The 12,451-nt window shown below is 70.2% G+C and carries 14 protein-coding genes; 6 read left to right on the plus strand and 8 right to left on the minus strand.

The genetic code is table 11. The features are described from left to right. Positions 1–56 precede the first annotated feature (56 nt). The gene (locus tag VGC13_RS01640; protein ID WP_331123447.1) at positions 57–2,588 is read right to left on the minus strand and encodes a M14 family metallopeptidase; all 2,532 of its coding nucleotides are present in this window, start codon (positions 2,586–2,588) and stop codon (positions 57–59) included. Between the two features lie 202 nt (positions 2,589–2,790). Between VGC13_RS01640 and VGC13_RS01645 the strand changes: the two genes are divergently transcribed. From VGC13_RS01645 to VGC13_RS01655, 3 genes are all read left to right on the plus strand, one after another. Next, entirely contained in the window at positions 2,791–3,267 is a 477-nt protein-coding gene (locus VGC13_RS01645) for a hypothetical protein (protein ID WP_331123448.1), read from the plus strand. Between the two features lie 217 nt (positions 3,268–3,484). After that, on the plus strand, positions 3,485–4,561 hold the full coding sequence (locus VGC13_RS01650; RefSeq protein WP_331123449.1) for an NAD(P)-dependent alcohol dehydrogenase: 1,077 nt from the start codon (positions 3,485–3,487) through the stop codon (positions 4,559–4,561). Between the two features lie 45 nt (positions 4,562–4,606). After that, positions 4,607–5,335, plus strand: a complete 729-nt coding sequence (locus VGC13_RS01655; RefSeq protein WP_331123450.1) for an endonuclease NucS domain-containing protein — start codon at positions 4,607–4,609, stop codon at positions 5,333–5,335. Between the two features lie 45 nt (positions 5,336–5,380). Here the strand turns inward: VGC13_RS01655 and VGC13_RS01660 are convergent, their stop codons facing one another. After that, entirely contained in the window at positions 5,381–6,406 is a 1,026-nt protein-coding gene (locus VGC13_RS01660; RefSeq protein ID WP_331123451.1) for an alpha/beta fold hydrolase, read from the minus strand. A gap of 115 nt (positions 6,407–6,521) precedes the next feature. After that, on the minus strand, positions 6,522–7,412 hold the full coding sequence (locus VGC13_RS01665; RefSeq protein ID WP_331123452.1) for a DUF3667 domain-containing protein: 891 nt from the start codon (positions 7,410–7,412) through the stop codon (positions 6,522–6,524). Positions 7,413–7,664: 252 nt separating this feature from the next. Here VGC13_RS01665 and VGC13_RS33385 point away from each other — a divergent pair, with 252 nt between their 5' ends. Continuing rightward, positions 7,665–7,910, plus strand: coding sequence for a nucleotidyltransferase domain-containing protein (locus VGC13_RS33385; RefSeq protein WP_349264166.1), 246 nt, complete (start codon positions 7,665–7,667; stop codon positions 7,908–7,910). A 40-nt stretch (positions 7,911–7,950) separates the two neighbouring features. Here VGC13_RS33385 and VGC13_RS01670 read toward each other — a convergent pair whose 3' ends face one another. Continuing rightward, complete coding sequence (locus VGC13_RS01670) at positions 7,951–8,370, minus strand: GNAT family N-acetyltransferase (protein WP_331123453.1); 420 nt, start codon at positions 8,368–8,370, stop codon at positions 7,951–7,953. A gap of 29 nt (positions 8,371–8,399) precedes the next feature. Then, positions 8,400–9,242, minus strand: coding sequence for a GNAT family N-acetyltransferase (locus tag VGC13_RS01675; RefSeq protein ID WP_331123454.1), 843 nt, complete (start codon positions 9,240–9,242; stop codon positions 8,400–8,402). A gap of 113 nt (positions 9,243–9,355) precedes the next feature. Here VGC13_RS01675 and VGC13_RS01680 point away from each other — a divergent pair, with 113 nt between their 5' ends. Beyond that, positions 9,356–9,580, plus strand: a complete 225-nt coding sequence (locus VGC13_RS01680; RefSeq protein ID WP_331123455.1) for a hypothetical protein — start codon at positions 9,356–9,358, stop codon at positions 9,578–9,580. Positions 9,581–9,791: 211 nt separating this feature from the next. On the opposite strand, the gene VGC13_RS01685 is transcribed toward VGC13_RS01680, so the two are convergent. The 3 genes from VGC13_RS01685 to VGC13_RS01695 form a co-directional block, all read right to left on the minus strand. Next, entirely contained in the window at positions 9,792–10,268 is a 477-nt protein-coding gene (locus VGC13_RS01685; protein ID WP_331123456.1) for a DUF6194 family protein, read from the minus strand. A gap of 558 nt (positions 10,269–10,826) precedes the next feature. Continuing rightward, positions 10,827–11,303, minus strand: a complete 477-nt coding sequence (locus VGC13_RS01690; protein ID WP_331123457.1) for a hypothetical protein — start codon at positions 11,301–11,303, stop codon at positions 10,827–10,829. A gap of 296 nt (positions 11,304–11,599) precedes the next feature. Next, positions 11,600–11,815 (minus strand): hypothetical protein, encoded by a 216-nt coding sequence (locus tag VGC13_RS01695; RefSeq protein ID WP_331123458.1) that lies wholly within the window; start codon positions 11,813–11,815, stop codon positions 11,600–11,602. A gap of 127 nt (positions 11,816–11,942) precedes the next feature. On the opposite strand from VGC13_RS01695, the gene VGC13_RS01700 reads away from it, so the two are divergent. Next, the gene (locus VGC13_RS01700; protein WP_331123459.1) at positions 11,943–12,209 is read left to right on the plus strand and encodes a helix-turn-helix transcriptional regulator; all 267 of its coding nucleotides are present in this window, start codon (positions 11,943–11,945) and stop codon (positions 12,207–12,209) included. Positions 12,210–12,451 lie beyond the last annotated feature (242 nt).

Below are 12,451 nucleotides of genomic sequence, written 5' to 3' on the forward strand. Positions count from 1 at the left end.
GCCCCGCCGGAACGCGTCCGGCGGGGCTCGGGTCCATCATCGGCGGGGCGCGCGGATCACGGCCCCAGCAGAATCGCGTTGACGTACAGCGGCTCGGTGGCCTGCCAGAACAGGCGGAAGAGCGGGTCGTCGGCGAACAGCACCACGCTGCCGCCGCCCATCCGCCGGGTGACCAGCCACGAGCCCTGCTCCAGCCGCCGCAGGTTCTCGGGGCTGATGACGCCGGAGATGCGCGTCAGCCGCTCGGGGAAGTACGCCACCGTCTCCAGCCCCGCCGCCGGCTCGAAGACCGTGGTCCCCGCGTGCAGCGCGTACGTCTCGCCCGGGCGGTCGTCCATCCCCGCGCCGTACGACAGCGGGTGCGCGGGGTCCAGCCGCAGGGGGAGGATGGCACCGGGCACCTCCTGCCGCCACTCGCGCCGCTGGCGCTCTTCGCGCCCGGCCAGGTAGCGGGCGCGCTCGTTGGCGGCGCTGTCGGCCGGGGCGCCGCCCTCGCGAACCTTGACCTCCGCCATCCCCGCCACCGCCTCGGCCCCGCCGGCCACCGCGATCAGCCGGCCGCCGTTCTGGATCCACGTCTTGAGCGCCTCGTCCGCCCCGCGTAGCGCCCGCGGCGAGGCGTCGGGGACCACGATCACGTCGTACTCCGACAGGTCCATCTGCGCCAGGTCCGACGCCAGCACCGCGTCGAACGGCATCCCCAGCTCCTGCTCCAGGAAGTACCAGTGCGCCCCGAACGAGGTGGCCGACACGCCCTCGCCCGCCACCACGGCCACGCGCGGCAGCTCCACCCGGGCCACGTTCTCGCTTCCCAGGTCGATGCCGCTCTCCGCCATCCCCGTGGCCACGGGGCGCACGATGCCGCCCAGCCCGGCGGCCGTGACCCGCGCCTGCACCGTGTCGTTGCCGCGCGCGGGGATGAACCACGTTCCCGCCGGCCAGCTCTGCCCGCCAAAGGTGGCGGGCCGGTTCAGCACGCGGGCGCGTCCGCCGGCGGCCAGAAAGCGCACCATGGGCCCGGTGCCGGCGCCGGGGGCCACCAGGTAGCCCACCCCCGGCGCGGGGGCGGCCGCCCGGGCCGGCTCCCCGGCGGGCGCGGCCACCGGCGTCCATCCGCCGCCCACGCCGGCCGGGGCGCGGTACGCCGCCACACCGTACGCGTAGGGGAGCGACCAGGCGCTCACGTCGTACGAGTACTCGGCCTTGAGCTCCGTCTCCGGCTGCAGCAGGGTGATGGCCAGGCGCCCCAGCGGCTGCCGCGCGCGCACCCGGTACGTCCCCGCGGGGAACGCCGAGCCCGGCTGCCAGCCGGGGTACGCCGTGGCCCGCGCGGTGAAGCTGGAGGTGGCGCGCTCCACCTCGATCCCCTGCTGCCGCAGGTGCGCCACCAGCGCCTCCACGCGCGTGCGGTCGTCGCCGGGAACCAGCAGAAAGTCCTGCTCGCCCGCGCCCACCGTGCGCTGGCCGGCGGCGTAGTCCAGCAGCAGCCGGCTCTTCCCCGAGGCGGCCGTGCGCAGCGTGGCCTGGCCGCTGGTGCGGTGGTGCTGCGCGCGGTCGTGCAGGGTCAGCGTGTCGCCGCTCTCCTGCTGGATGGCGATCCCCGCCGCGCTGTGGCCGGCCTGCTCGTACGTCATCCCCACGGCGCCCGTCAGGCTGGGCCAGCTGTCGCCGTAGCCGGGGTAGAACAGGTCGAACGCCTCGCCGCTGTAGTAGTCCCAGCCAAACTGGTCGAACGCCCGCGCGTTCCCCTGGCCAAAGCGCTTCCCCCACTCCAGGATGTGCGCCGGGTAGATGGGGTTGATGGGCGCCGCCGCGGGAAAGAAGAAGTAGCTGCTGTTGTAGAACATCTCGTGGAAGTCCACGTGCACCTGTGGGTTCCACTGCCACCAGGTGGCCAGCCGCGCGCGCGTCTCGGGCTGGGTGCCCCAGCTCCAGTCGCGGTTCAGGTCGAACAGGTAGTGGTTGAAGCGCCCGCCCGGCCACGGCTCGCGGTGCTCGCGCGCCTGCGGGTTCACGTTGGGCTCGGCGCCCACCACCGAGTTGAACCAGCCCACGTAGCGGTCGCGGCCGTCGGGGTTGGTGGCGGGGTCGATGATGACCACCAGCGAGTCCAGCACGCCGGCCACTTCCGGGGCGTTGCGCGCCAGGTCCCAGGCGGTGTAGAGCGCGGCCTCGCTGGACGAGCTCTCGTTGCCGTGCACGCCGTAGCTGAAGTAGACCACCGCCGGGTTGCCGGCCGCGATCTGCCGCGCGCGCTCGGCCGAGGTCTCGGGGCGCGTGAGCTCGGCGTTGGCGGACAGGATCTGCGGCAGCCGCTGCAGGTTCTGCGGCGAGGCGATGACCAGCTGGATGAGCTCGCGCCCCTCCGGCGTACGGCCGTAGGCGCGGTAGTCCACCAGCGGCGACGCCTCGGCCAGGGCGCGGGCGTACTGCTGCACGCCCGCGTACGGGGTAAAGCGCTCGCCCAGCCCGTAGCCCAGGACGTCGGCGGGCGAAGGGGGCGCCTGCTGCGCGGCCAGCGCGGGCGCCGCCAGCAGAACGGCCAGTGCGGCGGGCAGGGCCCGCGCGCGGATCGTGGGACGTGCCATTCCGGTACTCTGCAGGGGTGGATGGAAACCGAGTGCGTAGCTTATCCGGCGGCGGCGGACGGCGCAACGCGGCTTGACAGGGCGGCGCCGCTCCGGTACGCTCCGGTCGCGGATTTCTCCGCCGCGCCCGGCGCATGGCCCCGGCCTGCGGCCGGCCGGTCTACCCCGTTGTCCCGCGGAAGTTTACGTGCAGGCACCTCCCGTGATCCATCGCCTTTTCCGGGTCCTTCCGGCCGCCCTCCTCCTCTCCGCGTGCGGGGGGGACGAGCAGCCGGCGGGCGTGATTTCGCGCGACAAGTTCATCGCCGCCAACGTGGCCGTGCGCACGCTGCCCGACGACGCCACCCCGGAGCGGCGGCAGGAGGCGCTGCGCAAGCACGGCGTCACCGACCGCCAGCTCAAGGCGTGGGTCACCGTGAACGCGCGCGATCCCGAGGTGCTGGCCAAGGCGTGGGAGCAGATCGCCTTCAAGCTCGACAGCCTGGGCGGCGTGCAGTCCACCCCCATCCCCGCCTCGCCCGTCCCCGGGTCCGCGGTGCCGCCGCCCGTCCGCCGCCCGCCACTCAAGGGCCGCCCCGACAGCGTGCGCCAGCTCCCCGTGCCGCCGCCGCCGGTGCAGGAGGTTCCCCCCGAGCCCGCGCCCCCCGGCCGCCGCCGCCCCATGCGGCAGGTCCAGTAGCCCGCGACGCCGATCCGCCGGGGAGCCCTCGCCCGGCGGCGCGGGAGGATCCGCGCGCTTCGCCGGGATCATCCCCCGCCCCCATCCCGCGCTGCCGGACCAGGACGTCCCCGTGGATGAGCAACGTCCGCATCGCCGGCTTTGATCCACCGCCGCTGGTCGCGCACGCGGGCTCCCCGGCAGGCGCCGGGAAGCCTTCCTGAACCCGCCCCGTCCCATGACTGACACGACGTCCGCCCCCGCCCCCGCGCTCCGCACCGAACCCGGGCCGCTCGCCGGCACCATGCAGGCCTTTACCACGCGGGGCGACGGGATCGCCGCGCTACGGCTGGAGGAGCGGCCCACACCTGCTCCCGGGCCGGGCGAGATCCTGGTCCGGATGACGGCCGCGTCTCTGAACTACCGCGACCTGCTGGTGATCAACGGCACCGCCGCGTGGAAGCCGGCCGAGCCGCGCATCCCCGTGTCGGACGGCGTGGGCGTGGTGGAGGCGGTGGGTGGTGGCGTGTCGCGCTTTTGCCCGGGCGACCGCGCGGCGGGGATCTTTCTGCCCCGCTGGCTGCAGGGCGAGCTTACGCCCGACAAGCACGTGCTGCCGCTGGGCGGCGCCGCGGCGGACGGCGTGCTGGCGGAGTACCGGGTGTTCCCGGAGCAGGCGGCCGTGCGCGTTCCGGGGCACCTGACGGAGATCGAGGCGGCGGCGCTTCCCGTGGCGGCGCTGACGGCCTGGCACGCCGTCCACCGCCGCAGCCGCGTGCAGGCGGGCGACACCGTGCTCATCCAGGGCACCGGCGGCGTTTCGCTGTTCGCCACGCAGTTCGTCCACGCGCTCGGCGGACGGCCCATCGTCATCTCCAGCAGCGACCACAAGCTGGAGCGGGCCCGCGCCCTGGGCGCCGCCGAAACCGTGAACTACCGCACGACGCCCGCGTGGGAAGACGCGGTGCTGGCGCTGACGGGCGGCCGCGGCGTGGACCACGTGGTGGAGGTGGTGGGCGGCGAGAACCTGAACCGCTCGCTGCGCGCCGTCCGGCTGAGCGGCACCATCAGCTTCATCGGCCTGATCGCGGGGCTCAGCGCACCCATCGACACCTGGCAGTTCGTCGCCAAGAACGTGCAGCTGCACGGCATCGAGACCGGCTCGCGCGAGATGTTCGAGGAGATGAACCGCTTCATCTCCACGCACCGCCTGCGCCCCGTCATCGACCGCACCTTCCCCTTCGCCGAGTTTCCGGAGGCGATGCGCTACCTTGAATCCGGCAAGCACTTCGGCAAGGTGGCCGTCGTGTTCTGAGCCAGGGATGGAAGTGCTCCAGGTACTTATACGTTGCAACAAGCCATGGCTGAGGAACAGACACAGGCGCTGTCATTGAGGGCGGCCTACGCATTCGGTGCGGCAAACGGGTTGCGGCGCGAAGTAGAAGAAATCCGCCAGATGGCCATCGAGTGGGATGTATCGTATACGTCGTCGCTCCGTCGCGGCTACGTCGTTGCGCTGCTCGAGAAGCACGACCTGTACGAACGCTTCAAGCAGGAGCACTGGTCCTTCGGAAACACTCCCCGGGGGGAGACGAGGCGTCGCCGCTATCTTCGCATCAAGGCGCAATACGAGGAGTTTCTTGCGGGAGGCCAACCTCCTGGACCTGGCCCTGAACCAGACCCCGAGCCGGACGAGTCACTGGAGTTCGCCCTGGAAGCGCACCTCCGGGACTTTCTCGCCCGCAACCTCGACCGTATCGAGCCCGGATTGAGGCTCTACGAGTCAGGGGAGCGAAGAGGGATCGAGTTCCCGGTCGAAGGAGGCCGCATCGATCTGCTGGCCATCGATCAGGCGGGGAAATACGTCGTCATCGAGCTCAAGCTGTCCCGGGGACGAAACAAGGCACTTGGTCAGCTTTTGTACTACATGGGGTGGATCGATCAGCACCTGGGCCAGGGTCCCTGCCGCGGCTATATCATCGCGAGCGAGATTACAGATGAACTGGCGATCGCCGTCTCTCGCGTTCCCGGTGTGAGCCTGGCAAAGTACCGGATGAGTTTCGCGATCGAGCCTGTAGCGCGCGCCTGAACGGCACCTGAACCTCCCGCGCCGCTCCGCCGCCGCGCGCCGCAATCAGCGGCTGGAGACGTGGGCGGTGATGCGGTCGATGATGCGCCCCCACAGCGGCGGCGCGAGTGCGTGGCCCATGCGGGGGATCACCTCCAGCTCCGCGCCGGGGACGTGCGCGGCGGTGCGCAGGCCGCCTTCCAGCGGCACCAGCGGGTCTTCCTCGCCGTGGATGACCAGCGTGGGCACCCGGAGCGCGCGCAGCCCCGCCGCGCGGCTGGGCGTGGCGAGGATGGCGGCCAGCTGCCGCGCCGTCCCCGCCGGGTTGCGGCCACGGCTGAGCGCCAGCTCGGCCTGCGCCCGCGTGCGCGCCAGGTCCACCGGCATCCGCGGGCCGTTCAGCACGCGCCACACGTCCACCGCGCGGCGCAGGGCCGTCTGCGGGGTGCGCGGCGCGGGGATGAACAGCGACGCCGACGCGCGCCAGTGCGGGTGCGGCAGGTCCGGCTCGCCGGTGTGCGACATGATGGAGGTGAGCGTGCGCACCCGCTCCGGCGCCTGGATGGCCATGGTCTGCGCGATCATCCCGCCCATGGATACGCCCACCACGTGCGCGGACTGTACGCCCAGCGCGTCCAGCAGTCCCAGCGCGTCGTCCGCCATGTCGGGGACGCGATAGGGCACGCGCACCGGCAGCCCGCGCCGCTGCGCCCGCAGCAGCGCAACGACGCTGGGCACCGGCTCGTGGTCCAGCCAGGTGGAGCGCCCGATGTCGCGGTTGTCGAAGCGGATCACCCACAGCCCCCGCGCCGCCAGCCGCGCGCAGAACTCCTCGTCCCACGCCACCATCTGCCCCGCCAGCCCCATCACCAGCAGCAGCGGCGGATGCGCCGGATCGCCGAACGTGTCGTACTCGATGCGCAGCCCGTTCGCCTGCACCGTGGCCGGCGGCGTGCGCGCCACCCGCGGCACCGGCGTCTCCAGCCGGTACGTCGCCACCGGCGCGGGCGTGTGCGACGCGAGAAAGCGGATCGTCGCGTCGCCGAACAGGTCGCGGATCATCGGGTACGGGTCGGGTCGGGGTGCAGCCATCATCCTTCGCGGCCCGACGAAAAACCGGGGCCACCCCATGGGCAGCCCCGAACCGATCGTGCGGTGTTGCGTCCGCATCCCCATGGGTTGCGGGGAGGGGGCAGGCCGGCGACCCTCACAGGTACAGCAGCGACAGCGCGGCGGTGCAGAAGGCGAGCAGCGTCGCGACCATCTGCGCCAGGTTCAGGCCGATCACCACCACGGCCGACCGGAGCCCGGCGCGCCAGCCCCGGTCCCCGTAAACACGCGTAATGGCGCGCCACAGGTACGCCCACGTCACCCCCACCACCAGCACGGTGATCGCCCGCTGCAGCACCTCGGGCAGCGGGTCCGCTGCCGGCTGCTGCACCCGTATGGTCAGTCCCAGGATGAAGTAGAACGCGGACGTGTGCGCGGCGAACACCAGGTGCTCCACGTACCCTCGCCTCCGCCGCACGAAGACCACCGCGAGCACCCCCGCCAGAACCACCGGGACGAGCACGGAAAGCCAGGAGAGATGGCTGAGCGCGGCGTCGTTCAGCCGTTCCAGCGTCTCCACGCGCGACAGCTTGAGCCGCCCGGCCAGTCCCTCGATGGCGCGGCCGATCCACGACCCGTCGAGGCGCCTCACCATGTCGGTGGTCGGCCTCCGGTCAAGCAGGCTGCTGGCCAGGAGGAGGACGGCAAAGGCGATCACGAGCAGCTTCAGCGGCCCCAGGTACGCACGGCGGCGTCCCGCGATCCATTCGGCCGTAAGCAAGCCGGGCCGCGTGAACAGCAGGCGCAGCGAGCGGTACGCGCGCGAGTCCAGGTCCGCCACCTCCGACGCCATGTCGCGCACAAATGCCCGCAGCGTCATCTCGTCCGCGCGCAGGCGCCGCTCGCCGCACCCATGACAGAAGTCACCCAGCAGCGCACGCCCGCACGCCGCACAGAGGTCCGCCCCCGCGGCGGGGGCGGGCGCCTGCGCCGTGTCCGTCGCGTCGGTGACGCCGCTGGCGTGGACGGCGGGTGTGGGCACGGACATCGGGAACCTGCGGGGGTGATAGATCGGGAGCGGCAGCGCCGGGGATCACACGCAATTTGCTGAACCCCTGGTCCGGCGTCCAGCGATTCGAAGGGGGAACCCTGTTGGGTGGCGGGTGGATTGACCACGATACTGAAGCGCCGCCATACTGGACGCGACGGACACCAGGAACATCGTCTATGCCAACCGAGCAGGATCTGCAGACCGCGCAGCAGATCAGGGACCGGGATTCTCGAAGCGGCGGGTGACGCCGTGGAGCGCATCGTGTTCTACGGCTCGCGTGTAACCGGCCGCGCCCGTCCCACCAGCGACTACGACATCCTCGTCGTCCTGCGCGATCCTGTGCCGAAGCGAGCCTGCAGCTGTCCGACCTGTTCAACACGTTCGAACGGCCCGTCGACGTACAGGTGTTCGGCGAGGTGGAGTACGAAGAATCATGGCCCGTCGCCGGCACGGTGGCGTACCCGGCGGATCACCACGGCGTCCGCCTCTACGTGAAGCCGGCGAGCACGAAGGTTCCTGAGCGCACGATTGGCGCTCAGGAACCTTTGCGAAGCTGAATCAGCCCCGCACGCGTCGGACGGAAGCCGCAGCGGCGATAGAAGCCGTCCAGGTGCGGTTCGTAGTCCACGTGCAGCCACTCCGCCCCGCTCTCGCCCGCCGCCGTCACAGCCCGCCGCACCAGATCCGTTCCCACGCCGCGCCGCTGGTAGCGCGGGTGAACCGTCGTATCCAGCAGAAACACGTGCGCGCCGCCGTCCCAGGCAAGGTTCACGAACCCGGCCAGCGCGCCATCCGCGAACCCGCCGATCCAGGCCAGGCTGCGCGCCAGCACCGGCGCAAACACTCGTGGCTGATGCGCGGGCCACGCGGCGCCGAACAACGCGTTCAGCTCGTCGTCGGAGAGCGGCGGACAGAGACGGAATTCGATGCCGTCCGGCAGCGAGGGAGTGGCCACAGGCTCGCGAGGCGTATGAGGCGGGAGCGTCACGCCGACGGGGGCCGCAGGTGCCACTTGATCCGCGTGTAGGCGACGCGGAAGCCCTGCCGCTCCGCGTTGCGCTGCGACGCGCTCCCCGGCGACGCGCCGATCATCACCAGGTCACACCCCTGCTCGGCCGCAAAGCGCAGGCGGGCTTCCAGCAGCGCGCGCTGCGCACCCTTGCGGCGCGCCGCGGGGATCGTGCTGGCGCCGGCCAGCAGCGCCGTGCCTTCCGACAGGCTCAGCCCCCCGGCGGCCACGGGCTGGCCCTCGAGCTCGGCAAGAAAGCAGAACGTGCCCTCGGCGCGTGCGCTGATCTTTCCCATCTCCAGGATGAACGGGACCAGATCGGCGGATTCGCTGCTCCAGCCCTGCGCCGCAACCTGCGCCCACAGCTCCGCTTCGTCCGCCCCGATGCGCCGCACCCGGAGCCCCTCACCCGCGGGAGCCGGCGGCAGCGCGCCCGCCACGGGACGGAACATCACGCTGGTGAACTCGATCGGCAGGTAGCCGCGCTCGTTCAGATGCGGCAGCAGGGCGGGCGCGGCGAGCGGGCTGATCTCGTGGTGCACCTCGGCGCCGCGCTCCTGGAAGAACGCTTCGAGCGCCTCGAACTCCGCCTCGCCGGCCTCGGCGAACAGCCCCACCCCGAACGTCTGCGTAAGCGGCGAGCCGACGCCGTCGAACATGGCGTACGCGCCCGCCACATCCGTCCACGTGGCGCCGCTCTCCGGCTGCAGCTGGGCGCGCCCCGTCACGAACGCCGCGTTGGCGGAGGCCTCGGTGCGCTCAAGCCGGCGCGCGAGCGACAGGTCGATGAGCGGGTAGGATGCTCGCGAGTCTGACATTCGAGGTTGGGCGGGCGGTCGATGGTGGTATTACGTTGATGTGACCCGGCAGCCCGAATATACTCAGGCGTGAACCCAGGCCGGAAGCCGCCCATGCTCGCAGGCGACCCGCAATGAGCGATACCAGCCCAGCCGCACAGGCCGTTCAGGACCAGATCCACCGCCGCATGTCGGGCGAGGAAAAGTTGAAGCTGGCCATGGAGATGAGCGACATGGTCCGAAACTTCGCGCTTGCCCGCCTGCGCACGGAACATCCCGACTGGACGGACTGGGAACTCAAACGTGAGCTACTGCGCTACGCGTTCGGTTCGGAACCCTGGCCGCTGCCCCTCCGTTGACAACCCAGGATCTTTTTAGCCGGGTACCGCGCTCGAGGCGGCGGGAATTCCGGTAAGGGCTCGTAAAAGAATAAGTGGAGCGTCTGTCCGCCTGATCGTGGCGGATTCACTCTGTTCACTAAGCCTAAACGACTCAGTTACTTTCTTACAAGCCCTAATGCTGACGGGCTCGTTCGCGAGTTCCTATCACGGCGCACCGCGAGCCTGAACGTCATCCGCTTCGTTCTTCATCATCAAGATCCATCGGCTCCGAAGCCTCTTTGCGCGTGGCGCGGGGCACGGCGCGATCGTACGCCTCGCGCAGCAGGCCGCGGACGACCCCGAACGTTTCCTCGCCCGGGCTCACCACGCACACCCACGACTGTGGGGCGTAGTGCGGGTGCGGAAGGATCTGGTCCCGCAGCGTGAAGTCGTGGCCGGTGTCGATGATGCCGGCGGGGCCCAGACGCGGCTTGTCGTCGCCGAACAGGGAGCGGTACGTCTCGCGGCTCACCCCGACGTTGAGCCGGTACGCGCCGTCACGGTCCAGGTCCGAGACTCGATCGTGCTCGTTGTCAGCCGTGGCGAGCGTGACGAACGGAAGCATCCGCTCGGAGCCGTAGAAGAAGAAGGTGTAGCTGTACGCCGTGGTGGTTTCCACGCCCGGAAACGCTTTGCAGATGTAGTCGGTGACCTCGGTGGCGTCCATGAGCGCTCGAGTGACGAGGATGCAGCCGATGACGGGAGCCGGACGTGCCCGGCGCGCGCCACGATGGCGCCCGGAGCAGGCCGCCGCAAGCCGCGCCACCCGCTCCGCAGCCTGGGTTCTCCTGGATGAAGTCCGGGCTCAGAGTGTGTTTAGAATCCTGCGCTCGCGCCCGTATGTCATTTCGAAGGAGGCGCTACACCGCACCATCGGCTCGCACGGAATCCTGCGCGCCGACTGAGAAATCTACTGTCTGCTGCTGGTGCCCCGTCGCACCGCTCCGGCACTGGCCCCGTCCGCCGTGTCGTAGCCGCAAGGTAAGCACGGGCTACCGCGTCTGCCCTCCAGCAAATCCGAAAGGGGATTCCTCGGCCCTGCAACCTCTGGTGTAAAAGCAGGCTACGGCGTGGCCGGGCCTCGGAATGACAGCGCTCGTAGATCTGCCTGGATGCGCAGCGTCGGATTCTTGAACACGCTCTCACGTGCACACCCAGCCGCAGCAGGGGAGCGTCTCCCACGCAGCGGAAGCCGTGCACCGCCCCCGCCTCGATTACCAGGGTGTCATCGAGCTGCCGCGCGGGGCTGGACGGCTGCGGCGAGCCGCGCCAGGTCCAGGTGCAGGGTCCGGTAGCCGGCACGCTCCACCGCCAGGACAGCCCCCTCGTCCACATCCACCAGCACGTTCAATTGTGCCGTGGCGATCTGAACCGGCACGGCGATCCCCCCGGCGCGTCGAAGGATCCGGACGGCGCCCACAGGCCCGCCCCGCTGCGGATCCGCGTCCAGGACACTGCCCGCCACGCGCAACCGCCCGTCTTCCGTGAGCGCGAGGTCCGTCAGCTCGATCCGGAACTCGCCCTGCGCAATACAGCCTCCTTCTTCGTCGAGCCCGTACGTGGGGGGTGTGGGATTGAGGATGACTCCGTGAAGCGGAACCTGGTTCAGGAATAGCGAAGGGCGAACGACGTGAGGAGCTCGCTGGAACGTGGCACATCCGATTTGTGCGAGAAGAAGCAGAAAGGCGGCGGCGAGGCGCATGGCGGTGCTCCGGTTCAAAAGCTCGGCGTGCTCGCGCGGCGTTCGCCCGGCACGTGAGGGAAAACGAACCGGCATGCCGAATGTGACAGCCCTGGCGCTGCCACGGAAGGCGGGTCTTTCCTCCATCGACGTAAGATACTCATCGTCATCACTGGTGACGCCGCAGTCGTGAGCGCCCTGTCCCGGACCGAGATCCTGAAGCGATTCGGCGAAACCCTGCGGGGCTCCTGGCCGTCCAAGGTCAGGATCAGCTGCTCGGTGAGCGGCAGCACCTGCCGTACGCCAGGGGCAACTGGCTATGCTGCGTCTCGACAGGCGTCCTTCGACCGTGCCCGTTCCGCAACCCACGCCGCTGCCTCGCGCAGATCTTCGCCGAACTCCAGGACCGCTTCCGCGACCAGCGGCTCCATGGGAAGCTGCTCATCCGAATCCAGCCGGGCGAGGCGAACGCTGGAAGCCGCGATCGCCTCGAACGCCCCAAAGCGGTCCGACAGCATCTCCAGCAGCCTCACAGGCGATCCATCCATCCTCATAGCTCCACCTCCTCGCGCAAATAAATACTCATAGTCATCAGTGTACGATACGTATAGTCCGTGGACATATCTTCGTCAAGAGCCTCATTTTGCACCCGACGCTACTTTGTTCACGATCAACAATCGCTCTGTCTTGCGCGCCCTCTCCCGAGCCGAGATCCTCAAGCGTTTTGGCGATGCTCTCCGCGGGCACCGTCAGCGCGCCGGCCTCTCGCAAGAGAAACTCGCGGCCAAGGCCGGCATCGATCGGACGTATGTGGGAGGGGCGGAGCGTGGGGAGCGCAACGTGGCGCTGGTGAACATCGTGCGCCTGGCGGAGGCGCTGGACATCAGCGCGGCTGAACTGCTGGACCCAATCGGCAAAGAAGGCTGATTTTCAGCTGACCCATACCTGGGGCTCAGCCGCCTGTGCGGGTGTCTACCCCTCGCGCTCCACCAGGTCGCCCCACTTGAGCTTGCGGCGGAAGGTCTGGAATAAGGTCTGGCCGGGGAGCGCACCAGAGACACGGGCTACCCCGCGCGGCGCGCGACCACCTTCTACCCGGGGATCAGGCGGTCGTGCTCCTGGCTGTTGATGGTCAGGATCAGTTCAGTTCCTCAATGGGCGCCAGCACC

The sequence above is a fragment of the Longimicrobium sp. genome (assembly GCF_036399255.1).
Classification (GTDB): Bacteria; Gemmatimonadota; Gemmatimonadetes; order Longimicrobiales; family Longimicrobiaceae; genus Longimicrobium.

Bases quoted from the DNA above. Each gene is read 5' to 3' on its own strand.
- VGC13_RS01640 (WP_331123447.1), bottom strand. From the start codon at position 2,588: ATGGCACGTCCCACGATCCGCGCGCGGGCCCTGCCCGCCGCACTGGCC.
- VGC13_RS01650 (WP_331123449.1), top strand. From the start codon at position 3,485: ATGACTGACACGACGTCCGCCCCCGCCCCCGCGCTCCGCACCGAACCC.
- VGC13_RS01655 (WP_331123450.1), top strand. From the start codon at position 4,607: ATGGCTGAGGAACAGACACAGGCGCTGTCATTGAGGGCGGCCTACGCA.
- VGC13_RS01660 (WP_331123451.1), bottom strand. From the start codon at position 6,406: ATGGCTGCACCCCGACCCGACCCGTACCCGATGATCCGCGACCTGTTC.
- VGC13_RS01665 (WP_331123452.1), bottom strand. From the start codon at position 7,412: ATGTCCGTGCCCACACCCGCCGTCCACGCCAGCGGCGTCACCGACGCG.
- VGC13_RS01675 (WP_331123454.1), bottom strand. From the start codon at position 9,242: ATGTCAGACTCGCGAGCATCCTACCCGCTCATCGACCTGTCGCTCGCG.
- VGC13_RS01680 (WP_331123455.1), top strand. From the start codon at position 9,356: ATGAGCGATACCAGCCCAGCCGCACAGGCCGTTCAGGACCAGATCCAC.
- VGC13_RS01685 (WP_331123456.1), bottom strand. From the start codon at position 10,268: ATGGACGCCACCGAGGTCACCGACTACATCTGCAAAGCGTTTCCGGGC.
- VGC13_RS01690 (WP_331123457.1), bottom strand. From the start codon at position 11,303: ATGCGCCTCGCCGCCGCCTTTCTGCTTCTTCTCGCACAAATCGGATGT.